This window comes from Micromonospora sp. NPDC005220 (assembly GCF_040607895.1).
Taxonomy (GTDB): domain Bacteria; phylum Actinomycetota; class Actinomycetes; order Mycobacteriales; family Micromonosporaceae; genus Micromonospora.
Genome location: NZ_JBEXHP010000014.1, coordinates 49,074 through 72,396, shown reverse-complemented (window position 1 = coordinate 72,396; position 23,323 = coordinate 49,074). Strand labels below are relative to the sequence as shown.

Genomic DNA, 23,323 nt, shown 5'->3' with positions numbered 1-23,323 from the left:
GGCACGTGCGGTGCAATGCGGCACGTGCCGTGCGGTGCGGTGCGGCACGTGCGGCGCGGTGCGGTGCGGCACGACGGGGGCGGGGTGGCGGCGCGGCAGGCGTCGTCACCCCGCGTGACGGGCATCGGCGGGACCCGCCTGGTCGATTCAGTGGCTCTCGTTGCCGGTGCGGCACCGTGGGTTGGGCTGGTGCACGGGGTGCTCGTCTAGGCTGGCCGGCCGGAGGTGGTGCGGGTGCGACGGACAGCGCCGATGGCGAACGCGGTGGGGCTGCTGGCCGGGTACGCGCTGGACAGGCTGCTCGGCGACCCCCGCCGGTGGCATCCGGTGGCCGGCTTTGGGCAGGCCGCAGGCGCGCTGGAGCGCCGCCTCTACCGCCCGGACCGAACGGCGGGTGCGGCGTTCACCGCGTTGGCCGTCGGCGGGCCGGTGTTGCTCGGGGCGGTCGCCGCGGCGGCTACCCGGCACCGGCCGGTGACCCGGGCGGTGCTGGTGGCGGCCGGCACGTGGAGCGTGCTGGGCGGCCGTACGCTCCGACACGAGGCGACCGTCATGGGGCGGACGCTGCGTGACGGTGATCTGCCCGCTGCCCGGCGACGCCTCGGTCACCTCTGCGGGCGGGACCCGTCGACGCTGGGCGAGTCGGAGCTGGCCCGTGCCACCGTCGAGTCGGTCGCGGAGAACACCTCCGACGCCGTGGTCGCTCCGCTGCTCTGGGGGGCGGTCGCCGGCCTGCCCGGGCTGCTGGGCTACCGCGCGGCGAACACCCTCGACGCGATGGTGGGGCACCGGTCGGCGCGCTACGCGCGGTTCGGCACTCCGGCCGCTCGGCTGGACGACGCGCTCAACCTCGTGCCGTCCCGGCTGACCGGGCTGCTCACCATCGCCGTCGCGCCGGTCGCGCACGGTGACCGGCGGCGCGCCTGGCAGGTGTGGCGGCGGGACCGCAACGACCACCCGAGCCCCAACGCAGGTCAGTGCGAGGCGGCGATGGCCGGTGCGCTCGGGGTCCGCCTCGGTGGCCGCAACGTCTACTTCGGGCGCTCCGAGGTGCGACCGTTCCTCGGCGACGGCCCCCGCCCGGAGGCGCGGCACCTGAAGCGGGCAGCCCGGATCTCCGGCGCGGTGGGGCTGGCCGCCGTCGGGCTGGCCGCCGCGTACCCGGTGACCCTGGGCCGGCTGGTTGGCGCGGTGAGCAGGCGCGCACTGAACGGAAGCGTCGCGGTGCGGCGGGGGCGTCGGCGGTGAGCGGCGGGCTGTTGGTGGCCGGCACGACATCCGACGCCGGCAAGAGCGTGCTCACTGCCGGCATCTGCCGGTGGCTGCACCGGCAGGGCGTGAAGGTGGCGCCGTACAAGGCGCAGAACATGTCGAACAATTCAGCGGTGGTCGTCGGGGCGGACGGGCGCGGCGGCGAGATCGGGCGCGCGCAGGCCATGCAGGCCGCTGCCTGCGGGCTCGCACCCGACCTGCGGTTCAACCCGGTGCTGCTCAAGCCGGGCAGCGACCTGGCCAGTCAGGTGGTGCTGCTGGGCGAGGCGGTCGACACGATCACGGCCGGCACCTTCCGGCAGCTCCGTCCCCGGCTCGCCGAGACCGCGTACGCCGCACTGGCCGAGCTTCGCGAGGCGTACGACGTGGTGATCTGCGAGGGCGCCGGCAGCCCCGCGGAGATCAACCTGCGGGCCGGTGACTACGTCAACATGGGGCTGGCCCGGCATGCCAACCTGCCCACCATCGTGGTCGGGGACATCGACCGGGGCGGTGTCTTCGCCTCGATGTTCGGCACCGTTGCCCTGCTCGACCCGGCCGACCAGGCGCTGATCGCCGGCTTCGTGATCAACAAGTTCCGGGGCGACCTCGGGCTGCTCCAACCGGGTCTGGACATGCTGCGTCAGGTCACCGGCCGCCCCACGTACGGGGTGCTGCCCTGGGCACTGGACCTGTGGCTCGACGCGGAGGACTCACTCGCCTACGGCCGGGTGCTCGGCCGGCCCGCCGCCCCGCACGGCAGTGAATGGCTGGACGTGGCCGTCGTCCGCCTACCCCGGATCAGCAACGCCACCGACGTGGAGGCGCTCGCCACCGAGCCGGGCGTCCGGGTACGCCTCACCATCGAGCCCGCCGAGCTGGCCGCCGCCGACCTGGTCGTCCTGCCGGGCTCCAAGTCCACCGTCGCCGACCTCGCCTGGCTGCGCGAAACCGGCCTCGCCGACGCGGTAGCCACCCATGTGGCGGCCGGCAAGCCCCTGCTCGGCCTCTGCGGCGGCTTCCAGATGCTCGGCCGCGCCATCCACGATCCGGTGGAGAGCCGACGGGGCAGTGTGCCGGGGCTCGGTCTGCTACCCATCGAGATCACCTTCGATCCGCGCAAGACCGTCCGGCAGTCGGTGGGCACCGGCCCCGGTGGCCTCCCGGTGCGCGGTTACGAGATCCACCACGGGTACGTCTCGCAGGCCGACCCGAGCCTGACCCCGCTGCTGACCAGCGACGACGGTGTCGGGGAGGGGGCCATGCGCGGCGCGGTGCACGGCACCCACTGGCACGGGGCGTTCGAGTCCGACGAGTTTCGCCGGTGGTTTCTCACCGAGGCGGCTCGCCTGGCCGGCCGCAGCGGATTCCGGGTCGCACCGGCCACCAGCTTCGCCGCCGCCCGGGAACGATCACTCGACCTGCTCGGCGACCTGGTGGAGGAACACCTGGACACCGACGCCCTCTGGCGTCTCATCGAAACCGGCCCACCCGCGGGCCTCCCCTTCATCCCACCCGGCCCGCCACCCTCCTGACCCGCGCGTGCTCTTGACCTGCGCAGGGTCTTGACCTGCGCATGGTCTTGACCTGCGCAGGGTCCTGGCCGGTGCATGGTCCTGGCCGGTGCATGGTCCTGGCCCGCGCACGTTCTTGCCGGCGCACCGTCCCATGGGGAGTGTGAGGCGCGGGCCGTGCATGATCGGGCTCGGCCTCGTCCGCGCGACGAGGGGCCTGTTTCCTGGATGACCCCATGGCGTTAGGCGGAACGGCTGTTCGTCAACCGGCGCCATCTCGTCGATCATGCAGTTGTGGTGGGCAACAAAACGCCCGTAAACGGCTAAGCCGGGCACCACAACTGCATGATCGCCGCGCCCGCGCCCGCGCCGCCCCTGCTCCGCGACCTTGCACTTTGTGTCCCGACACAAGGTGCATTTCACCCGTCTCGACAACCGAAACCGCATGGTCGGCGCGATCTTCCCGCTCCATCTCGGTGATCTACCAGGAGCCCTTACGCCAGCACGGGTTGACCCGCCGGCCACAGCGCTAACGCGAGGTGTTGGTTTCCTGGATCGAGCGCGATCTTGAGCTGGCCGCCCGGCGGATGCGCGTGCGGGGCGAGGTGCTGGGGTCAGGGACGGATGTCGGCGGGGCGGTCGGTGGTCGGGAGGCCGGCGGCGAGCCAGGCGTCCACGCCGCCGATCATGTCGGTGGCCCGGCGCAGCCCGAGGGTCTGCAGGCTGGCGGCGGCCAGGCTGGAGCTGTAGCCCTGTCTGCACACCAGCACGATCTCCCGGTCGTACCCGGTGGCTTCCGGGATCCGCCAGGCGCTGGCCGGATCAAGGCGCCACTCCAGCACGGTCCGGTCGATGACGACCGCGCCCGGCAGGTCGCCCTGTTCGCGGCGCTGCGTTTCGGTACGGGTGTCGACAAGCAACGCACCGCCGCGTACCGCCTCGACGGTCTGCTGCGGAGTCAGTCGGTGCAGCCCGGCGCGGGCCTGTTCGAGCAGGGCGTCTATACCGGGGCTCATCACGTCTCGGAGCACCACCCGATCATGCCGATTCGGCGGCACCCCCGGCGGCGAACGGGCCGCCCGTCACCCGTCGCCGCCCCAATTCCCCCGGACGTGACGGTGGCCGCCCAGGGCGGTCAGCCGGACGTGTCAGCATGGCCCACCCTGGCCCCGCAACCGGCATGATCTCCCGGGCGGCCTGCACGGCACCGCACGAGTCGTGACCGAGCACCACCACGGTTTCACTGACCTCGCGGTGTCCCGGCAACAGGGGTACCGCGAGGTCAATGAGTCGGAGTCGGTCGCCCTGCCCGGCAGTGGCGGCGGCATACTTCGGGCATGCACCACGGGAGGCTGTGCTGAACCCGGAGACTGGCGGGCCGACCGTGGCGGTTGTCGAGGCGTACGCCGAATTGGCTCGTCGGGTGCTCGCGGGCCCGGCGCGGTTGGGGCGGACCCGGCTGGTCGCGGTCGACGGGCCGAGCGGCGCGGGTAAGAGCCGGTTCGCCGCGCAGCTCGCGGCTGCCCTGGCGGGGTCGCTCGGCGGCCGACCGCCGGTGGTGCACACCGACGACCTGCTCGACGGGTGGGACGACCAGGTCACCTTCTGGCCCCGGCTCGACGAGGGGGTGCTCGCCCCGCTGCGCAACGGGGAGCCGGGCGCCTACCGGCGGTACAGCTGGGTCCGGCAACGCTTTCTGCCCCGGCCGGTTCCGGTGCCGGTGGCTCCGGTGCTGGTGGTCGAGGGGGTCAGCGCCGCCCGTGCGGTCGTCCGGCCGGAGCTGACGCTTGCCGTGTTCGTCACCGCGCCCGCGTCGCTGCGGCTGGCTCGCGCGGTCGCCCGGGACGGGCCGGAGATCCTGCCCGAGCTGCGCCGCTGGCATGACGGGGAGCGGGCGCACTTCGCCGTCGACGAGACCGCGGTCCACGCCGACCTGGTGGTGGATGGCGCGCCGCCGCTGCCGCACGACGCGGACCGGTACTACGTGCGGCTGCCGTGAGCGGGGCATGGACGTCGGCGACCGACTGCGGCACGATGCGGAGAGCTACGGCGAACGGGGGGCCACCATGACGGCAGCGGACGCGCCAGCGCGGCGTCGGATCACCCTCACCGGCATCAGCTCGCGGGCCTGGGAGCATCCGGCCGACCGCGGTGCCCTGGTCGCGCTGCGGGAGCTGCGCGGCTTCGACGACGTGGTGCGGGCGTTCTTCGGGATGTGGAACGAACGGGGTTTCCGGCTGTCCGTGCTCGCCTCCGGCATCCGGGTCGACCACCGGCAGTACCCGGCGGTGTGGCAGCGCTACACCGAGGCCGCGGCGGCGCTCGACGTGGCCGAGCTGCCTGAGCTGTACGTGACCCAGTCGCCCTGGCTGGGCGCCGAGGCGGTCGGGCTGGAGCGGCCGTTCATCGTGCTGAACTCCGCATGCGTGCAGCAACTCGACGAGGACGAGCTGCGCTGCCTGCTCGGCCACGAGTTGGGGCACGTGGGCAGTGGGCACGCGGTCTACAAGACCATGCTCATGATCCTCACCCGCTGGGCGGCCAACCTGAGCTGGTTGCCGGTCGGTGCCATCGCGCTGCGAGCCATCATCGCGGCGATGCTGGAGTGGTGGCGCAAGGCCGAGCTGTCCGCCGACCGGGCCGGTCTGCTCGCCGGGCAGGACCCGGCCGCCGCGCTGCGGCTGCTGATGAAGCTGGCCGGCGGCGGTGACCTGTCCCAGGTCGACACCACCGCCTTCCTGGAGCAGGCCGCCGAGTACGAAGGCGGGGGCGACCTGCGCGACAGCCTGCACAAGATCCGGATGACCGCGTGGAGCACCCACCCGGTGCCGGTGGCGCGGGCGGCGCAGCTGCGCCAGTGGATCGACTCCGGGGCGTACGGGAGGGTGCTGGCCGGGGACTATCCGCGCCGCGAGGACGACAGCTCGACAAGCGTCTCGGAGGAGATCAAGGCGGCTGCCGAGTCGTACTGGGAGGAGTTCAGCCGGTCCACCGACCCCCTGGTCGGGTTGCTGCGCCGGCTCGGCGACGGCGCGAGTGACGTCGGCGAGTGGGTGGGCGGCACCGCCGGCCGGGCCCGTTCCTGGATGGACGCGGCCACCGAGGCGGCGGGCCGCGCACACCGCGCCGGCCGGGCCGCACCCGGCGGGCGGACCGGCGCCGGCCCCACGGACAGCGGTGACGGTACGGGCTCGGCCAGCACGCCCCGGTAAGGCCGGCATACCATTCCGGTCATGACCTCACCGATCATGTCCGAGTCCGAGGTGCGGGCCGCCGTCGAGCGGGAGATGCCTGGCGTACGGGCCGACCTGGAGCGCCTCGTCCGCATTCCCGGCATCGCCTTCGAGGGCTTCGACCACTCGCACGTGGAACGCTCCGCCGAGGCGGTCGCCGAGCTGCTGCGCGGCTGTGGCCTGGACGTCGACATCGTGCGATCCGGCGGCCAGCCGGCGGTGATCGGCCGCCGGGCCGCCCCGCCCGGCGCTCCCACCGTGCTGCTCTACGCCCACCACGACGTCCAGCCGGTCGGCGACCGGTCGCTGTGGGAGTCGGACCCGTTCGAGCCGGTGGAACGGGACGGCCGGCTCTACGCCCGGGGTGCGGCCGACGACAAGGCCGGCATCATGGCGCACGTCGCGGCGCTGCGCGCGTACGGTGACGCGCTGCCGGTCGGCGTGGTCCTCTTCATCGAGGGCGAGGAGGAGTACGGCTCCGACTCGCTGGAGCAACTGCTGGCCGAGCACCGCGACGAGATCGCCTCCGACGTCATCGTGATCGCCGACTCCGGCAACTGGGACATCGGCGTACCGGCGTTGACCACCTCGCTGCGGGGCATCGTCAACTGCTTCGTCGAGGTGCGCACGCTGGACCACGCGGTGCACAGCGGCATGTTCGGCGGCGCCGTGCCGGACGCGCTCACCGCGCTGGTCCGGCTGTTGGCGACGCTGCACGACGATGCCGGGAACGTGGCCGTGGACGGGCTGGTCGGCCGGGAGGGCGCCGCCGTCGACTACCCGGAGGACCGGGTCCGGGCCGAGGCTGGGCTCGCCGACGGCGTGCAGTTCATCGGCACCGGCCGGATCACCGACCGGCTCTGGACCAAGCCGGCGCTGGCCATCCTCGGTGTCGACGCGCCGTCCACCGGCGAGGCGCCGAACGCCCTGGTCCCGGCCGCGAAGGCGAAGCTCAGCATCCGGCTCGCCCCGGGCGACGACCCCAAGCGGGCGTACGCGGCGGTGCGCGCGCACCTGGAGCGGCACGCGCCGTGGGGTGCGCAGGTGACTGTCACCTTCGAACACGACGGTGACCCGTGCGTGATCGACGCGTCCGGGCCGATGTTCGACGCCGCCCGTTCGGCCTTCCGGACCGCCTGGGACGGCACCGACCCGGTGGACATCGGCGTCGGCGGTTCGATTCCGTTCATCGCCACCTTCCAGGAGATGTTCCCGAAGGCGGCGATCCTGGTGACCGGTGTGGAGGACCCGCACGCCCGTGCGCACGGCCCGAACGAGAGTCTGCACCTGGGGGAGTTCGCCCGGGTCTGCCTCGCCGAGGCGCTTCTCCTGCGGAACGTGGCGGCGGCGAGCAGTTAGGTGCCAGAACGGAAACTTTGGGCCTGATCTGGGGGTTTACGGCGTGTCGGATGGCCAGCTGTTATAGCCTTTCGTACATGAGTACGAACGAGGTGATGGCCCGGTTGGGGGCCGCTGTCAGCGCGCTGGGAGATGTCGATGTCTCCGCGTGGTCCGAGGACACGCTCAACGAACAGCTCGGTGAGCTCTCCGCCGCACTGGTCGCCCTCGACTCGGTGCTCTCCCGGGTCGCCGGCGAGGTCCGCGCCCGAGGGTTGCGCATCGAGGAGCCCGTCTCCGCCTGATCCGTCGTCCGCGTGAGCGGGCGGCACCCTGCCGACACCGCCCGGGCACGGCAATGCCCGGGCGGTGTCGGAGGTGACTGGCAGGATGAGCTGCGTGCGGTTCCTCGATCTGGCAGCCACCTCCGCGGCCGTGGGCGCCACCAGTGGCCGACGGGCAAAGGTGGAGCTGCTCGCTGACGCGCTGCGCCGGCTCGACCCCGGCGAGGTGGAGCCCGGTGCCGGCTACCTCGCCGGTGAGCTGCGCCAACGGCAGACCGGGGTCGGCTACGCGAGCCTGCGTGACCTGCCGCCACCGGCCGCCGAGCCGACGTTGACGGTGGCCGCCGTGGACGCGGCCATCGCGCAGATCGCCGCGGTGCACGGCTCTGGCTCACAGGCTCGGCGTCGGGCGCTGCTCGGTGCCCTCTACGCGGCGGCGACGGCCGACGAGCAGCGCCTGCTCACCGGCCTGTTCAGCGGCGAGCTACGCCAGGGCGCCCAGGCCGGGCTCCTCGCCGACGCGGTGGCCCGGGCCGCCGAGGTGCCGGTGGCGGCGGTCCGTCGGGCGCTGCTGCTCGCCGGTGATCTCCGGGCGGTGGCGGTGGCCGCGCTGACCGGTGGGGCGGCCGAGTTGGCCGGGTTCGGTCTGCAGGTGGGCCGGCCGCTGGCGCCGATGCTCGCGCAGAGCGCCCCCTCGGTCGACGAGGCCCTCGCCGCGACCGGCACGCCGGCGGTGGTCGACGTGAAGCTCGACGGCATCCGCATCCAGGTGCACCGCTCCGGCGCCGACATCGCCGTGTTCACCCGCAGCCTCGATGAGATCACCACCCGGGTGCCCGAGGTGGTCGCCGCGGTCCGTTCCCTGCCCGGCCGGGAGTTGGTCCTCGACGGCGAGGCGATCGGCTTGGACGAGACCGGCCGCCCACTGCCGTTCCAGCAGACGTCCAGCCGGGCCGCCCGACGCACCACCCCCAGCACCACCGGGGGCACCCCGGTCGCCCCGGCGGTGCTCGCGGCGGCCGCCAGCACGGGCGCGACGGTGCTCACCCCGTACTTCTTCGACCTGCTGCACCTCGACGGCCAGGATCTGATCGACCTGCCCGGCCGCGAGCGGTGGGCCGCCCTCGCCGGTTCGGTGGATTCGTCGCTGCTGGTCGGGCGGATGGAGGTCGACAGTCCGGAGCAGGCCGCCGCCGCGTTCGCCGCCGCGCTCGACGCTGGGCAGGAGGGCGTGGTGGTCAAGGCGCCGGACGCCCCCTACGACGCCGGCCGGCGCGGTGCCGCCTGGGTCAAGGTCAAGCCCCGGCACACCCTCGACCTGGTGGTGCTCGCCGTCGAGTGGGGCAGCGGCCGACGCAAGGGCTGGCTGTCCAACCTGCATCTGGGCGCGCGTGACGCGCGCACCGGCGACTTCGTGATGCTCGGCAAGACGTTCAAGGGGCTCACCGACGAGCTGCTGCGGTGGCAGACCGAGCGGTTCCTCGACCTCGCCGTGGAACGCGGCGACTGGGTGGTCCGGGTCCGGCCCGAGCAGGTGGTCGAGGTCGCCTTCGACGGGGTGCAGACGAGTTCGCGCTATCCCGGTGGGGTGGCCCTGCGGTTCGCCCGGGTGGTGCGCTATCGCGACGACAAATCCGCCGCCGAGGCGGACACCATCGACGCGGTCCGCGCCATCCACGCCGGCCGGGTCAGCAGCGGCTGACGGGTCGCGGTCAGGCGGATGCGACAGGCGTCGGTTCGGCGGCCCGGTCCCGCGGAGCCGGAGGGGTGCCGATGCCGGCGGCCCGGCGGGCCTCCCGACGGGCCACCCAGCCGTAGCCGAAGAGGGCCATCACCGCGAAGAGCCACCACTGCACGACGTAGCCGAAGTTCTGCCAGTTGTTGGCGTGCCCGACCGGCACCGCCTTGAACAACGGATCGGCTGCCGGGGTCTGCTCGTCGAGCAGCAGGTAAGCGCCGTAGACCGGGTAGGGCAGCTCGCCGGCCAGCCGGGACACCCCGATCCGCCGGATCTCCAGCACCCCGTCGCGTCGGGCCACCGCGCCGGCACCGCTCTCGGTCTCGTGCACCCGACCGACAACCGTGACGTCGCCGGTCGGCGCTGCCGGCACCGACGGATGGGCGGTCGCCCCACCGGGCGCCGGCGGGATCCAGCCCCGGTCCACCAGGAGCGCCGTGCCGTCGGTGAGCACCAGCGGGGTGAGCACCTCGAAGCCGACCCGGCTGTCCACCGTCCGGCCACGGACCAGCACGGTGTTCGTGGGGTCGTACCGGCCGGTGACGCTGACCCGGGTCCAGACCTTGTCCTCGGCGGGCGCCGGGCCCGTCGTCCCCGGGCCGCCGGTGGGAGCGCGCAGCGCGTCGGCGAGCGGCGCGGGGGCCATCCGCTGGCCCGCGTCGATCCGCTCATTGACCTCGGTGCGCCCCCGGTAGCGGTCCAGCTGCCAGTTGCCGAGGAACACCATGACGGCGGCGGCGACCAGGGTCAGCGCGAGAGCGCCCAGCCAGCGTGGGCTCAGCAGGAACCGGTACACGGCACCGAGGCTACTCGTATGACCGGCGCCACTGACCTGGACCGGGCCGAAGCGGGCCGGGAACGACGCCCGGGGGCGCTGCCAGGGCCGGGCCGCCTGCCCCGGTTGGCGGTGCTCGCGCCTCCAGCCGGGCGGGTATCGTCACGCCGACGGATCGGCCTCGGTCGTCCCGTCGCGTACCCGCTGCCGCTCGCGAGGAGTCGATGATGACCGTCGTGCCGCGCCTGGTGCTCAGCGCGCCGTCCTCCGGGCACGGTAAGAACGCGCTGGCGATCGGGCTGCTCGCCGCCCTGGCCGAGCGAGGAGTCGACGTCGCCGGGTTCAAGCTCGGGCCGGACCACGTCGACGCCGCCTACCTCGGCCTCGCCTCCGGTCGGCCGGGTCGGGTGATCGACCCCCGGCTGGTCGGCCTCGACCGGCTCGCCCCGCTGGTGGCGCACGGTGCCGCCGGTGCCGGGCTGGCCGTGGTGCAGGGCAGCATGGGGCTGTACGACTCGGTCGGTGGCCGTCCCGAGCAGGAGTCCACGGCCGCCGCGGCCGCCGCGCTGCGCAGCCCGGTGGTGCTCGTCGTCGACGTGGCCGCGATGGGTCAGTCGGTGGCGGCCCTGGTGCACGGTTTCCGCTCGTACGACGAGCAGTTGTGGCTCGGCGGGGTGATCCTCAACCGGGTGGCGTCGTCGCGGCACGAGGGGATGCTGCGCGAGGCGTTGGACGACGTGGGGGTGCCGGTCTACGGCGCGCTGCGTCGGCAGGACCTGCCGGCGGTGCTGCCGTCGCGGCGGCACGGGGTGGCGCCGGTGGTCGACGACTCGGCCGACGCCGCCCGTGCGGTGCGCCGGCTGGGCGAGGCCGTCGCCGCCACTGTCGACCTGGAACGGTTGCTCGGGCTGGCCCGCTCCGCCCCGCCGCTGCCGGCGCCGGCCTGGTCTCCCGAGGAGGCCCTCGGCACGTTCACCGCCCCGGCGAACCGCCCACTGGTGGCGGTGGCGGGTGGGCCGGGCGGCAGCTTCAGCCACCCGGAGACCGCCGAGTTGCTCCGGGCCGCCGGCGCCGAGGTCGTCGTCCTCGACCCGCTGCGTGACGAGGCGCTGCCGGTCGGCACCCGCGCGCTGGTCGTCGGCGGCGCGCTGCCCGAGGCGTACGCCCAGCAGTTGTCGGCCAACCGGCGGCTCTGCATCGCGGTGGCCGAGTTGGCGCGGACCGGGCGTCCGGTGATCGCCGAGGGCGCCGGGCTGCTCTGGCTGGCCCGGGAGTTGGACGGGCTGCCGATGTGCGGTGTGCTGGACGCGGTCGGGGTCAGCCGGGACGGGGTGGTGGCCGGCTACCGGGAGGCGACCGCCCAGACCGACAGCGTGGTCGCCGCCGCCGGCACGGTGCTGGTCGGGCACAAGGCGCATCGTGCGGTGCTCACTCCGCGCGCCGGTCAGCGTCCGGCCTGGAGTTGGGACGGCGGCGCGCCGGAGGGCTTCGTCTGGCGCAACGTGCACGCCTCGCAGCTCACCCTGCACTGGGCGAGCCATCCGGCGACGGCGGCCCGGTTGGTCACCGCGGCGGCGGCCGACCTGACGAGCGAGGTGGTGCCCGCCCAGCCGGGCGGGGTGTCGGTGTGATCGGTCAGGTGGCGGTGCGCCGGTTCCCGGCGTTGACCGTCTCCACCCCGCGTACCGAGGTGCGTCAGCTCACGGCGGCCGACGCGGGGGCGGCCGGGGAGATCTTCGCGGACAAGCTGACCCGGCGTTGGCTGCCGCTGCCCGACGACTCCGGCCCGATCGACGGGCTGGCCTGGTGCACCGATCTGGCCCGACAGCGGCGCGACAGCGGGGAGGGTGACCACTACGCGGTGCTCCGGCGGGAGGACGACCAGGTGGTGGGCTCGCTGTGGACCCGGCGTACCGACTGGGGCGCCCGCCTCACCGAGATCTCCTACGCGATGGCGGCGCACGCGCGGGGCTTCGGCTTCGCCGCCGAGGCGGTCGACGCGGTGGCCATCGCGCTGATCCTGGAGCACGGCTTCCAGCGGGTCGAGCTGCGGGTGGCACCCGGCAACCTGGCCTCCCGCCGGGTCGCCGAAAAGGCCGGGTTCAGCTACGAGGGTCTGCTGCGTAACGCCGGCTTCGTCAGCGGCGGCCGGGTCGATCTGGAGCTCTGGTCGTTCGTCGCCGCCGACCTGCGCTGACCTGCGCTGACCTGCGCCGACCTGCGCTGACCTGCGCTGACCTGCGCTGACCTGCGCTGACCTGCGCTGACCTGCGCGTCGGTCAGCCGACGATGGCGTCCGATGGTGGGGTGAACTGGCGGGTCGGTTTGCCCTTCAGGCCGTCGCGCAGAGTCTCCGAAACCGCCGCGATCGGGATCTGGGACTGCCCGTCACCGACCGCGTTGAACGGATTGTCCGGGTCGGAGATGAAGCTCGCCGCGGCCAACTCGGGGGTGTAGCCCACGAACCAGGCGGAGCGGGTGCTGTCCGTCGTACCGGTCTTGCCGGCCACCGGGCGTCCGACGGTGCCCCGCACGCTGTCGGCGGTGGACCAGCCGCCGCAGCTGCCGCGCGCCGGGGTGTCTCCGGTCGGGCAGCGGGCCGCGTCGGTGGCCGCCCGCGCGGCGTCCGCGCTCACCACCTGTCGGCAGCGCGGCTTGGCCACCTCCCGGTGCAGGCCGCCCGGGGTGGCGTAGGTGGCGGGCGTGCCGTCCCGGTTCATGATCGCTTGCACCGGGATGGCCTCGCAGTAGCGGCCGTCGGCCGCGATGGCGGCGTACGCGTTCGCCATCTCCAGCGGGGTGGCGTCGGAGACGCCCAGGGTGAACGCGCCCCACTTCTTCGCCTTGTCCGGGGCTGCGTGTTCCCGGTCGACGTCGGTGCGCCAGCGCAGTCCGAGCTGTTCGGCCAGCCGGACCGCCCGGTCCGCGCCGACCTTCTCCTCCAGCCACACGAAGTACGTGTTGACGGACTTGCCGAAGCCGGACCACATGGTCTGTTGGCCGGTCATGGCACCGCTGGCGTTGGAGGGTGCCCAGCCGTCGTACACGGCCGACTTGTAGCGGTAGGGCGCGTTGAACGAGGTGGAGAGGGTCATCCCCGAGTCCAGCGCGGCCAACATCGGGAACATCTTGAACGTCGACCCGGCCTGGTAGCCGGCCAGGTCGCCGCCGCCGAGCAGTGGTGCCACAGTGTTCGGGTAGTTGGCCTTCATGTTGGGTCCGGCTTCGGGGTTGGAGTTCTGCGGGTTGTCGGCCAGGTCCAGTGAGTACGTCCGGTTCACCGCCATCGCCTTCACCCGCCCGGTGCCCGGCTCGGAGACCACGATGCCGTTGGCGAACGGGCTGCCGGTGGCTTCCTTGGTGCCGACGCTCTTCTCCGCCGCCTCCTGGATCTTCGGGTCCAGGCTGAGCACGATCCGGTAGCCGCCCCGGCGCAGGTTGTCCATCCGTTCCAGCCGGCTCGCCCCGAACGCGGGCTGTGCGCTCCACCAGTTCTTCAGGTAGTCGCAGGCGAAGCCCCAGCTGTTGTACTTTTCCGGCACCGCGGCGCAGTCGTGCGGCGGGGTGGTCAGCTTGAGCCCGATCGGCTCGGACTTGGCGGCGGCGGCCGAGTCGGGGGAGAGGTAGCCGAGTTGGCTCATCCGGTCCAGCACGTAGTTGCGCCGCCCGGTGGCATCCTTCTGGTCGGAGTCGGCCGGGTCGTACTCGGACGGGGACTTGACCAGTCCGGCGAGGGTGGCGGCCTCGACCGGGGTGAGGTCCTTCGGGGTCTTGGAGAAGAAGATCTCGCTGGCCGCGTAGATGCCGTACGCCCGGTGCCCGAAGTACGCCGAGTTCAGGTAGCGCTCCATGATCTGTTCCTTGCTCAGTTCCTTCTCCAGGTCCAGCGCCATCCGCATCTCCTTGACCTTGCGCAGGCTGGTCTGCTGGGTGGCTTCCTGGACCTCCTTGGGCGTGGTCGCGCTGTCCCGCAGGGCCATTCGGACGTACTGCATGGTCAGCGTCGAGGCGCCCTGGGAGCCGCCGGAGCGGGCGTTGGAGACGAAGGCGCGGGCCACGCCCTTCGGGTCGACGCCGTGGTGCTGGTAGAAGCGGGAGTCTTCGGCGGCGACGATCGCCTGCTGGATGTTCGGCGACATGTCCGACAGCTTGGTGTACTGCCGGTACTCCTCGTAGAACAGGGTCAGCACGGTCCTGCCGTCCGGGGCGTAGACGTACGAGGTCTCGGCGGGCACGGCGGTCTTCAGTAGCCGGGTCTTCTGGTCCACGGCGTGCGCTGTGGCCTTCGCGCCGAGCCCGGTCAGGGCGACCAGTGGGTACGCGGCGGCGGCGATCACGATTGCGGCGATCAGCCCGGCACGCAGGAGAGGGACGAGGCGACCAGCGGCAGCAAGGGCTCGGTTGTTCACCTGGTCAAGTTATGACATTTCCGATTCGTACATGAGAAAAACTCTTAAACCGGCGAGTGGTGACGCGGCTTACGTCGGGATCGACTGTTCCGCCGGCCACCTTCCCGGCAGGATCGCGGACATGTCTGATCAGCCGCGCGCGGTCGCCCCACGTCCCGGGGCGGAGCCGGACCTCGCGCACCACGGCGACGCCGAGGCCACCGCCGGCCTGATCGACCTCGCCGTGAACGTCCGTCGGGCGCGGCCGCCCGGCTGGCTGGCCGACCCGATCGCCGCGACCCTGACCGAGCTGGCCCGCTATCCGGACCCGGCGCCGGCCCGGGCGGCGGTCGCCGCCCGACACCGCCGTCACCCGAACGAGGTGCTGCTCACCGCCGGCGCCGCCGAGGGCTTCGTGCTGATCGCCCAGGCGCTGCGCGGCGTCCGCCGCCCGGTGGTGGTGCACCCCCAGTTCACCGAGCCGGAGGCGGCGCTGCGGGCCGCCGGGCACCCGGTCGAGCGGGTGCTGCTCGACGCCGCCGACGACTTCCGGCTCGACCCGGCCCGGGTGCCCGCCGACGCCGACCTCGTGATGATCGGCAACCCGACCAACCCGACCTCGGTGCTGCACCCCGCCCGGACGGTGGCCGCGTTGGCCCGCCCCGGCCGGGTGCTGGTGGTCGACGAGGCGTTCGCCGACACCACCATCGCCCCCGGGCACCCCGGCGAACCGGAGTCGCTGGCCGAACGCCGCGACCTGCCCGGACTGCTCGTGGTGCGCAGCCTCACCAAGACGTGGGGCCTGGCCGGGTTGCGGATCGGCTACCTGCTCGGTGAGGCGGAGCTGCTGTCCCGACTGGCCGCCGTCCAGCCGCTCTGGGCCGTCTCCACGCCCGCGTTGGCGGCCGCGTCGGCCTGTGCCAGCGCCGTCGCGGTCCAGGCCGAACGCGCGATCGCCGCCGACCTCGCCGCCGACCGCGACCACCTGGTCGCGCGCCTCACCGACCTGCCCGGTGTACGCGTCGTCGGCCGTCCCGCCAGCGCGTTCGTCCTGCTGCACCTACCGGGTGCGACAGTCGTACGGGCCGCCCTGCGCGAGCGCGGCTGGGCGGTGCGCCGAGGCGACACGTTCCCCGGCCTCGGCCCGGACTGGCTGCGGGTGGCGGTACGCGACCGCAACACCACCGACGCGTTCATCGACGTGCTGCGCGAGATCATGGAGGCATGATGCTGGAGACCACGATCGCGGCGATCCGCCCGGCGGACGAAGCGGCCATGGCCGCCGCCCGCGAGCTGCACGGCCGGCTGACCAAGCCGGCGGGCTCGCTGGGCGTGCTGGAGGAGCTTTCGGTACGCCTCGCCGGCCTGGCCGGGGCCTGCCCGCCGCCGCTGCCCGAGCCGGCCGCGGTGGCGATCTTCGCCGGTGACCACGGGGTGCACGCCCAGCGGGTGAGCCCCTGGCCGCAGGAGGTCACCGCGCAGATGATCGGCAACTTCCTGGCCGGTGGAGCGGTGGTCAACGCGTTCGCCCGGCAGGCCGGTGCGGCGGTCACCGTGGTCGACGTCGGCGTGGCCACCCCGCTGCCCACCGACCCGGCCGGCTCCGACCCGGCCGTGCTCGACCCGGCCGTGCCCCGGCTGGTTGTCGCGTCGGTCCGCCGGGGCACCCGCGACCTCATGGTGACCGCGGCGCTGACCCGGGACGAGGCATTGGCGGCGGTGCAGACCGGCATTCGGATCGCCGACCAGCTGATCGACGCCGGCGCCGGCATCCTGCTCACCGGGGACATGGGCATCGGCAACACCACCCCGGCCGCCGCGCTGATCGCCGCGTTCACCGGCGCCGACGCGCTCGACGCCACCGGTCGGGGCACCGGCGTCGACGACCCGACGTACGCGCACAAGGTGGCGGTGGTGCGGGCTGCGCTGGCCCGGCACACCCCCGACCCGGCCGACCCGCTGGGCGTGCTGGCCGCCGTCGGTGGCCTGGAGCACGCCGCCCTGGCCGGGCTGATCCTGGGCGCCGCCGCGCGCCGCACGCCGGTGCTGCTGGACGGCGTGATCGCGGTCTCGGCCGCGCTCGCCGCCGCCGCGTTCGCCCCGGCGGCGGTCTGCGCCATGGTCGCCGGCCACCGCTCGGCCGAGCCCGGTGCCACGGTGGCGCTGCGCCATCTCGGCCTCGACCCGCTGATCGACCTGGGGCTGCGCCTCGGCGAGGGCACCGGAGCGCTGCTGGCGTTGCCCGTGGTCACCGGCGCGGTGCGGGTGCTGCACGAGGTGGCCACCTTCGACTCCGCCGGGGTGGCCGAGAAGTGATCACGGGCGACGAACGAGCCGTCCGCCTCGGTGGTGCTGGGTGACCTCCAATCCGTACCCCCTCGGTCTGCGGCTCGACGGGCGGCGGGTGGTCGTGGTGGGTGGCGGCGCGGTCGCCACCCGGCGCGTACCCGCGCTGCTGGACGCCGGTGCGGACGTGCTGCTGGTCGCCCCGGAGCTGACCCCGGCGCTGCGCGCGCGGGCCGACGCGGGTCGGCTGCACTGGGTGCCGCGCCGGTTCCAGCCCGAGGACCTGGACGGCGCGTGGCTGGTCCAGGTCGCCATCGACGACCCGATGGCGGCGGCTTCGGTGAGCGCCGCCGCCGCCGAGCGGCGGATCTTCTGCGTCCGGGCCGACGACCGGACGGCCGCCACCGCCTGGACCCCGGCGGTAACGCGGCACGGCCCGGTCACCGTGGCGGTGCTCGGCGGCGGCGACCCCCGACGGGCGATGACCGTCCGCGACGCGATCCGCGACCTGCTCGCCGTCCGCCTGACACCTGCCGCTGCCGCTGCCGCCGCTGCGCTGCCTGGCCAGGCCGGTGCCGTCGCTGCGCCGCCTGGCGGGCTCGGTGCCGGGGCGACGACCGGGACGACCGGGGGGCAGATCGGGCGGGTGGCGCTGGTCGGCGCGGGGCCGGGGGACCCGGAGCTGATCACCGTGCGGGGTTGGCGGCTGCTCACCGAGGCGGACGTGGTGGTCGCCGACCGGCTGGTGCCCGGCCTGCTCCTGGACGAGCTGCGCCCGGACGTCGAGCTGGTGGACGCCTCGAAGATCCCCTACGGCCCGTCCCGGGCCCAGGAGGAGATCAACCAGATCCTGGTGGACCGCGCGCTGGCGGGCGCGTTCGTGGTGCGTCTCAAGGGCGGCGACCCGTACGTCTTCGGTCGCGGCGGCGAGGAGTTGCTGGCCTGCGCGGCCGCCGGCGTGCCGGTGACCGTCGTGCCCGGGGTGACCAGTTCGATCGCCGCGCCGGCGGCGGCCGGAATCCCGGTCACCCATCGGGGGGTGGCGCACGAGTTCACTGTCGTCTCCGGGCATCTGGCACCCGACTCGCCGGCTTCGCTGGTGCGCTGGGACGCCCTCGCCGGTCTGCGCGGCACGTTGGTGATCCTGATGGGGCTGAAGAACCTCGCCGCCATCACGGCCACCCTGATCGCCCACGGTCGGTCCCCGCAGACGCCGGCCGCCGTGGTGCAGGAGGCCACGACGGGCGCGCAGCGGGTGCTGCGGTCGACGCTCGGCGAGGTAGCCGCCGATGTGCTGACCGCCGACCTCCGCCCACCCGCAGTCGTGGTGGTGGGCGACGTGGTGGCTGCCCTCGACGCCTGAGGGTCCGGGCCTCCCGCTTCGACCTACGCCCGCAACGGGCCGGCGGGCGAGATCTTGGACAGTTTCCGTTCCGTGCTAACGGAAACTGTCCAAGATCTCCAGTTGACCGCTGCACGACTTCAGGCGACGGGGGTCACGGACCGACGACGGGGCCGGAGCAGCGCTGCTCCGGCCCCGTCGTGGTCTGTCGGTCGAACTACTGCTTGAGCATGTTGTCCAGCAGCAGGGCACAGCGGATCAGCCCGAGGTGGCTGTACGCCTGCGGGTGGTTGCCCAGGCCGCGCTCGGCCAGCGGGTCGTACTGCTCGGGGAGCAGCCCGGTCGGGCCGGCGGTCAGCACCATCTGCGCGAACAGCTCCTCGGCGTCGGTGCGGCGGCCGGTGCGCAGGTACGCCTCGATCAGCCACGCCGTGCAGATGTGGAAGCCGCCCTCACGGCCGGGCAGGCCGTCGTCCCAGTGGTAGCGGTAGACGACCGGGCCGCTGCGCAGGTCCGCCTCGATCCGCAGGACCGTGGAGAGGAAACGCGGGTCGTCGCCCGGAAGCAGGCCGGAGAGCCCGATCCAGAGTGACGAGGCGTCCATGTCCTCGTCCCCGTACGCGACGCTGTACGCCTCGACGTCGGAGTGCCAGCCGTGCTCCAGCACGTTGGCGCCGATCCGGTCCCGCAGGTCCTTCCACTCGGGCCGATCCTCGCCGCCGTGCTCGCGCATCACGTGCAGCGCCCGGTCCACGGTCATCCAGCACATGACCTTGGAGAAGACGTGGTGCCGGGGTGGCAGCCGGGCCTCCCAGATGCCGTGGTCGGGCTCGTGCCAGCGGCGGCGGACCGCCTCGACCATGTTCTCCAGGACCCGCCACTCGTCGTCGCGGACCGAGCCGCGGGCGTCCGCGACGGCCGCGATCAGGTCGGCGATCGGGCCGAAGACGTCCAACTGCAACTGGTGGTTGGCCAGGTTGCCGACCCGGACCGGCCGGGAGCCGGCGTACCCGGGCAGCGTGTCGATGACCGCCTCGGCGCCCAGCTCGTAGCCGTCGATGGTGTAGAGCGGGTGCAGCCGCTCCGGGTGCCCACCGGTGCGCTCGATGCAGCCGTCCACCCAGCGCAGGAACGCCTCGGCCTCCTCGATGGAGCCGAGGTCGACAAGCGCGCGGGCGGTCAGCGCGGCGTCGCGCAGCCAGCAGTAGCGGTAGTCCCAGTTGCGGACGCCGCCCAGCTCCTCGGGGAGCGAGGTGGTGGCCGCCGCCAGGATCGAGCCGGTGGCCTCGTGGCAGAGACCGCGCAGGGTGAGGGCGCTGCGGGCGACCAGGTCACGGGAGGTGGACGGCAGCCGCAGCGAGGCCACCCAGTCCTTCCACGGCTGCTCGGCGGCGGCCTGCCGCTCGTGGATCGGCACCCGGTGGTGCTCCAGGCTGTGCGTGCCGAAGCGCAGCTCCAGCACGACCTGCCCACCGGCGGCGGAGAGGTCGACGATCGCCTTGGCGGTCTCGTACCCACCGTCGTTGCCGACCTCCCACTGCACGCCGGGGGAGTAGAGCGCGACCGGCTCGTTGGAGCCGAGCACCAGCAGGCCGTCGCCGAGCGGCTGCAACTGGACGGCCACCTGGCCGAACTCCGGCCTCGGCACGAACTCCACCCTGGCCTTGCCACTGCCGGTCAGCACCCGGACCAGGGTCGAGTCGCCGGTGATGACCGCCGGGCTGTCGTCCGGGGTGGTCTCCCGGGCCGGCTTGTCCAGCCAGTCGGTGACGGTGAGCCCGGACCACCGGGTCTCCACCGTCATCGTGCCGGAGCGGTAGCGCTGGCCCAGCGGGATGCCGCCACGTTCCGGGGTGATGCTGAAGTGGCCGGCCGGGCTGCCACCGACCAGGTCGGCGAAGATCGCCGCCGAATCCGGCTTGGGGTGGCAGAGCCAGCTCACCTTGGCGTCGGGGGTGAGCAGAGCGACGGTACGACCGTTGGCCAGCATGGAGTGCCGCTCGATCGGCACCGCCCGCTCGCCGAACAGCCAGTGCCGCCGGGTCTCCAGCAGCAGGGCCAGTGCCCGTGCGGCCTCCAACGGGTCGGCCACCCGGTAGTTGGCCTGGGTGTCACCGGGGCCGATCTTGATGCCGAGGTCGGGGCCGTGCAGGTTGCCGAACGCGTTCTCGTCGGTGATGTCGTCGCCGATGAACAGCACCGCGCTGGCGGCGAGCTGGGTCCGGAGCTGGTCGACCGCAGTGCCCTTGTGGGTGGCCACGACGGAGAGCTCGATGACCTCCTTGCCCTGGGTCACCGTGACGCCGTCGAAGGTGGCCGGACCATTCAGCACGGCCTCGATGGCCGAGGCCGCCACCTGCGGGTCGATTCCCCGGGTGTGCATGGCGACGCTGGCCGGTTTGCGTTCCAGCCGGATGCCCGGATGCTCGGCGGCGATCTCGCGCAGCGCGTTGCGGACCTGGGTGCGGACCGCGACCAGCTCGGGTGAGAGCCGCTCGACGAAACCGATGTCGAACTCGGAGCCGTGGCTGCCGACGAGGTGCACCTCGCTGGGCAGCCGGGAGAGCGCGGCCAGGTCGCGCAGCGCCCGACCGGAAACCACCGCCACGGTGGTCTGCGGCAGCGCGGCGAGTGCGCGGACCGCGGCCACCGACTCGGGCAGCGGAACGGCCGTGCTCGGGTCCTCCACGATCGGCGCGAGCGTGCCGTCGTAGTCGCAGGCGACCAGGAGCTGGGGGACCCGGGCGATCCGGCCGATGGCGGAGCGCAACTCAGGGTCCATGACCCCGGTGGCGATTGCCGCCCCATCGTTGACGGACGTGTTCACTCGGCCTCCGCCTCGGGAACTCCGAGCTCCGAGAGGAAAGACTTGGCCCAGTGGCCCACGTCGTGGGTACGCAGGTGACGTTGCATTGTCCGCATCCGGCGGCGTGCCTCGGTTTTCTCCACGTGCACTGCCCGGAGGAGGGCGTCCTTGACCGCGTCCGGGTCGTGCGGGTTACACAAAAATGCCTGGCGGAGCTCGGTGGCGGCGCCGGCGAACTCACTGAGTACGAGCGCGCCACCTTGATCGCCACGTGATGCTACGTATTCCTTCGCCACGAGGTTCATGCCGTCTCGCAGCGGGGTCACCATCATCACGTCGGCAGCAACGTACATCGCCGCCAGCTCACTGCGACTGTACGACTGATGGAGGTAATGGACCGCCGGCACGCCGACCCGCCCGAACTCGCCGTTGATCCGACCGACCTCGCGCTCGACCTTGACCCGTAGTGCCTGGTAGTGCTCCACGCGCTCGCGGCTGGGTGTGGCGACCTGAACCATGACCGCGTCGGGAACTGTCAACTTTCCGTCAGCCAGCAGCTCCCGGAAGGCCTTGAGTCGCAACTCGATGCCCTTGGTGTAATCCAGCCGGTCCACGCCCAGGATTATCGTCTTCGGGTCGCCCAGTTCGGCGCGAATCTGCTTGGCCCGGGCCTGGATCGCCGGGTCGGCGGCCATCCGCTCCATCTCCTGGGTGTCGATCGAGATGGGGAAGGCGCCCGCCTTCACCTGCCGACCGTCGACCTGGATCATCTGGCCCTCGTAGCGCAGCCCGAGCAGGTGCCGGGCCAACCGGACGAAGTTCTGGGCGGCCAGCCGCTGCTGGAAACCGACCAGGTCGGCGCCGAGCAGACCGCGCAGGATTTCGGTGCGGAACGGCATCTGCATGAACAGCTCGATCGGCGGGAACGGGATGTGCAGGAAGAACCCGATCCGCAGGTCCGGGCGCAGCTCACGGAGCATCGCCGGCACCAACTGGAGTTGGTAGTCCTGGACCCAGACCGTCGCGCCCTCGGCCGCCACGTCGGCTGCGGCCTCCGCGAACCGGGCGTTGACCAGGCGGTACGCCTCCCGCCAGCGGCGCTTGTAAGCCGGCGTCTCCACCGCGTCGTGGTAGAGCGGCCAGATCGTCGCGTTGGACTGGCCCTCGTAGTAGCGCTCCAACTCCTCGGCGCTGAGCGGGACCGGGTGCAGCCGGATCCCCTCCAGGTCGAACGGCTCGGGCGCCGCGCCGGTGCCACCGGCCCAGCCGACCCAGGTGCCCTGGTGTTCGGCGAGCACGGGATGCAGCGCGGTGACCAGCCCGCCGGGGCTGCGTCGCCACTGCCGGCCCTCGGGTGTGCTCACCTCGTCGACCGGCAGACGGTTCGCCACTACGACAAAGGAGCTACGGACGGTCACGATCGGCCACCTCCGGGTGCTGACGGGTCCACCGCGATGAGCGTACTGAGCGTAGCTGCGGCGTCTTGTGCCCCGTGCCGGAGTCTCCTACCCGCCCGCTCCGTGGTGAATCCTGGAGGTGATCTTGTCGACAGCCTACCGATCAGAGGTCGATGATCGGCCATTCCTTCGGCAGCACCTCACCGAGCAGCTCCCGCCGATCAGTCATGATCGGAACGAGGGGGTGGGCGGCGGCGTCCATCGCCAACTGGGCCAGGTCCATCCGGCCGTTCATTCGGCGCGACCAGCCGCCGAGATAGCTGCACATTTCCGGTTCGACGGGGGTGATCTGCACCTGCGGTAGCGCGCCGAGCAGTTCGAGCATCTCCCACTGCTCGGCCGTGGCCCGCTCATGGGCGCCCGCGAGGCACAACGCGGGCACAAGAACATCCCTGTTGTAGTCGGCGGCCTCCGCGATCCTCTTTCCGACATCCTTGGCACCGGATGAGTAGGAGAGCAGTGCGGTCGTGTCCAGCGCCAACCCGAACGCGATCACCGGCGTGCCTTCGCCCGTGCCGCTAGCACCTCGGCCTGTAGCCGGGCGGCCTGCTCACGAAGCTCGGGGGTGATGCGTGCCTTGAGCTGCTCCATCTCCGCATGAGCGTCGGCCACGTCCTCGTCGGTGATGACGAAACCGGCGCGCGCGAGCACCTCCCGCGTTTTTTCGCCGGCCATCTGTCGGCGCACGGCTCCGGTTACGAAGGCGGAGACGTTGGGCTCGGTGGACAACCGGTCGGCCACGTCATCCGGCACGCTGATGGCAATCTTCTTGGTCATACGGGAACGCTAATTGGTAATACCGTCATCGGCAAGGAGGCCCGCCCGCGTACTCCTCGGGCGGGGTGATGTGGGCGAAGCGCGCCGTACCTGTCAGGATTGACGATGGCGTGCGCGCGGCCGGCTCCCGGCCG

Annotated in this window: 19 protein-coding genes; 12 read left to right on the top strand and 7 right to left on the bottom strand. The window is 72.9% G+C overall.

What is annotated here, in order from left to right; genetic code table 11:
- Positions 1–252: 252 nt before the first annotated feature.
- Together ABZU52_RS09560 and ABZU52_RS09555 are read left to right on the top strand one after the other, a co-directional pair.
- Positions 253–1,248, top strand: a complete 996-nt coding sequence (locus ABZU52_RS09560; RefSeq protein ID WP_354970629.1) for a cobalamin biosynthesis protein — start codon at positions 253–255, stop codon at positions 1,246–1,248.
- Positions 1,245–2,786, top strand: coding sequence for a cobyric acid synthase (locus ABZU52_RS09555; protein ID WP_354970599.1), 1,542 nt, complete (start codon positions 1,245–1,247; stop codon positions 2,784–2,786). Before ABZU52_RS09560 ends, ABZU52_RS09555 begins: the two co-directional genes overlap by 4 nt.
- Positions 2,787–3,379: 593 nt before the next feature.
- Here ABZU52_RS09555 and ABZU52_RS09550 read toward each other — a convergent pair.
- Positions 3,380–3,781, bottom strand: a complete 402-nt coding sequence (locus ABZU52_RS09550; RefSeq protein WP_203178995.1) for a rhodanese-like domain-containing protein — start codon at positions 3,779–3,781, stop codon at positions 3,380–3,382.
- Positions 3,782–4,119: 338 nt separating this feature from the next.
- On the opposite strand from ABZU52_RS09550, the gene ABZU52_RS09545 reads away from it, so the two are divergent.
- The 5 genes from ABZU52_RS09545 (at position 4,120) to ABZU52_RS09525 (ending at position 9,322) form a co-directional block, all read left to right on the top strand.
- Complete coding sequence (locus tag ABZU52_RS09545) at positions 4,120–4,764, top strand: hypothetical protein (protein WP_354970598.1); 645 nt, start codon at positions 4,120–4,122, stop codon at positions 4,762–4,764.
- 67 nt (positions 4,765–4,831) lie between these two features.
- The gene (locus tag ABZU52_RS09540; protein WP_354970628.1) at positions 4,832–5,977 is read left to right on the top strand and encodes a M48 family metallopeptidase; all 1,146 of its coding nucleotides are present in this window, start codon (positions 4,832–4,834) and stop codon (positions 5,975–5,977) included.
- A 36-nt stretch (positions 5,978–6,013) separates the two neighbouring features.
- A complete protein-coding gene (locus tag ABZU52_RS09535; protein WP_354970627.1) occupies positions 6,014–7,357 on the top strand; it encodes a dipeptidase in 1,344 nt (447 codons plus the stop codon).
- 77 nt (positions 7,358–7,434) lie between these two features.
- The gene (locus ABZU52_RS09530; RefSeq protein WP_030333429.1) at positions 7,435–7,641 is read left to right on the top strand and encodes a hypothetical protein; all 207 of its coding nucleotides are present in this window, start codon (positions 7,435–7,437) and stop codon (positions 7,639–7,641) included.
- A gap of 85 nt (positions 7,642–7,726) precedes the next feature.
- A complete protein-coding gene (locus ABZU52_RS09525; protein ID WP_354970597.1) occupies positions 7,727–9,322 on the top strand; it encodes an ATP-dependent DNA ligase in 1,596 nt (531 codons plus the stop codon).
- 10 nt (positions 9,323–9,332) lie between these two features.
- Here ABZU52_RS09525 and ABZU52_RS09520 read toward each other — a convergent pair whose 3' ends face one another.
- Positions 9,333–10,154 carry an SURF1 family protein gene (locus ABZU52_RS09520; protein WP_354970596.1) on the bottom strand — a complete coding sequence of 274 codons (822 nt, stop codon included), beginning with the start codon at positions 10,152–10,154 and terminating at the stop codon, positions 9,333–9,335.
- A gap of 206 nt (positions 10,155–10,360) precedes the next feature.
- On the opposite strand from ABZU52_RS09520, the gene ABZU52_RS09515 reads away from it, so the two are divergent.
- A complete protein-coding gene (locus tag ABZU52_RS09515) occupies positions 10,361–11,764 on the top strand; it encodes a cobyrinate a,c-diamide synthase (protein WP_354970595.1) in 1,404 nt (467 codons plus the stop codon).
- On the top strand, positions 11,761–12,330 hold the full coding sequence (locus ABZU52_RS09510) for a GNAT family protein (RefSeq protein WP_354970594.1): 570 nt from the start codon (positions 11,761–11,763) through the stop codon (positions 12,328–12,330). Before ABZU52_RS09515 ends, ABZU52_RS09510 begins: the two co-directional genes overlap by 4 nt.
- A gap of 82 nt (positions 12,331–12,412) precedes the next feature.
- Here ABZU52_RS09510 and ABZU52_RS09505 read toward each other — a convergent pair whose 3' ends face one another.
- Positions 12,413–14,542, bottom strand: a complete 2,130-nt coding sequence (locus ABZU52_RS09505; RefSeq protein WP_354970593.1) for a transglycosylase domain-containing protein — start codon at positions 14,540–14,542, stop codon at positions 12,413–12,415.
- Between the two features lie 121 nt (positions 14,543–14,663).
- Between ABZU52_RS09505 and cobC the strand changes: the two genes are divergently transcribed.
- The 3 genes from cobC to cobA are packed head-to-tail and all read left to right on the top strand — an operon-like array spanning position 14,664 to position 18,170.
- The gene (gene cobC / locus ABZU52_RS09500; protein WP_354970592.1) at positions 14,664–15,749 is read left to right on the top strand and encodes an Rv2231c family pyridoxal phosphate-dependent protein CobC; all 1,086 of its coding nucleotides are present in this window, start codon (positions 14,664–14,666) and stop codon (positions 15,747–15,749) included.
- Complete coding sequence (cobT, locus tag ABZU52_RS09495) at positions 15,749–16,837, top strand: nicotinate-nucleotide--dimethylbenzimidazole phosphoribosyltransferase (RefSeq protein WP_354970626.1); 1,089 nt, start codon at positions 15,749–15,751, stop codon at positions 16,835–16,837. Before cobC ends, cobT begins: the two co-directional genes overlap by 1 nt.
- A gap of 40 nt (positions 16,838–16,877) precedes the next feature.
- Positions 16,878–18,170 (top strand): uroporphyrinogen-III C-methyltransferase, encoded by a 1,293-nt coding sequence (cobA, locus tag ABZU52_RS09490; RefSeq protein ID WP_354970591.1) that lies wholly within the window; start codon positions 16,878–16,880, stop codon positions 18,168–18,170.
- A gap of 196 nt (positions 18,171–18,366) precedes the next feature.
- On the opposite strand, the gene otsB is transcribed toward cobA, so the two are convergent.
- The 4 genes from otsB to ABZU52_RS09470 form a co-directional block, all read right to left on the bottom strand.
- A complete protein-coding gene (otsB, locus tag ABZU52_RS09485) occupies positions 18,367–20,931 on the bottom strand; it encodes a trehalose-phosphatase (RefSeq protein WP_354970625.1) in 2,565 nt (854 codons plus the stop codon).
- Between the two features lie 41 nt (positions 20,932–20,972).
- Complete coding sequence (locus ABZU52_RS09480; protein WP_354970590.1) at positions 20,973–22,373, bottom strand: trehalose-6-phosphate synthase; 1,401 nt, start codon at positions 22,371–22,373, stop codon at positions 20,973–20,975.
- Between the two features lie 142 nt (positions 22,374–22,515).
- Positions 22,516–22,908 (bottom strand): hypothetical protein, encoded by a 393-nt coding sequence (locus ABZU52_RS09475; protein WP_354970589.1) that lies wholly within the window; start codon positions 22,906–22,908, stop codon positions 22,516–22,518.
- A complete protein-coding gene (locus ABZU52_RS09470; protein WP_354970588.1) occupies positions 22,905–23,189 on the bottom strand; it encodes a hypothetical protein in 285 nt (94 codons plus the stop codon). Before ABZU52_RS09470 ends, ABZU52_RS09475 begins: the two co-directional genes overlap by 4 nt.
- Positions 23,190–23,323: the final 134 nt, after the last annotated feature.

Bases quoted from the DNA above. Each gene is read 5' to 3' on its own strand.
- ABZU52_RS09530 (WP_030333429.1), top strand. From the start codon at position 7,435: ATGAGTACGAACGAGGTGATGGCCCGGTTGGGGGCCGCTGTCAGCGCG.
- otsB (WP_354970625.1), bottom strand. From the start codon at position 20,931: ATGGACCCTGAGTTGCGCTCCGCCATCGGCCGGATCGCCCGGGTCCCC.
- ABZU52_RS09540 (WP_354970628.1), top strand. From the start codon at position 4,832: ATGACGGCAGCGGACGCGCCAGCGCGGCGTCGGATCACCCTCACCGGC.
- cobT (WP_354970626.1), top strand. From the start codon at position 15,749: ATGCTGGAGACCACGATCGCGGCGATCCGCCCGGCGGACGAAGCGGCC.
- ABZU52_RS09550 (WP_203178995.1), bottom strand. From the start codon at position 3,781: ATGAGCCCCGGTATAGACGCCCTGCTCGAACAGGCCCGCGCCGGGCTG.
- ABZU52_RS09560 (WP_354970629.1), top strand. From the start codon at position 253: ATGGCGAACGCGGTGGGGCTGCTGGCCGGGTACGCGCTGGACAGGCTG.
- ABZU52_RS09470 (WP_354970588.1), bottom strand. From the start codon at position 23,189: ATGACCAAGAAGATTGCCATCAGCGTGCCGGATGACGTGGCCGACCGG.
- ABZU52_RS09535 (WP_354970627.1), top strand. From the start codon at position 6,014: ATGTCCGAGTCCGAGGTGCGGGCCGCCGTCGAGCGGGAGATGCCTGGC.
- ABZU52_RS09525 (WP_354970597.1), top strand. From the start codon at position 7,727: ATGAGCTGCGTGCGGTTCCTCGATCTGGCAGCCACCTCCGCGGCCGTG.
- cobC (WP_354970592.1), top strand. From the start codon at position 14,664: ATGTCTGATCAGCCGCGCGCGGTCGCCCCACGTCCCGGGGCGGAGCCG.
- ABZU52_RS09515 (WP_354970595.1), top strand. From the start codon at position 10,361: ATGACCGTCGTGCCGCGCCTGGTGCTCAGCGCGCCGTCCTCCGGGCAC.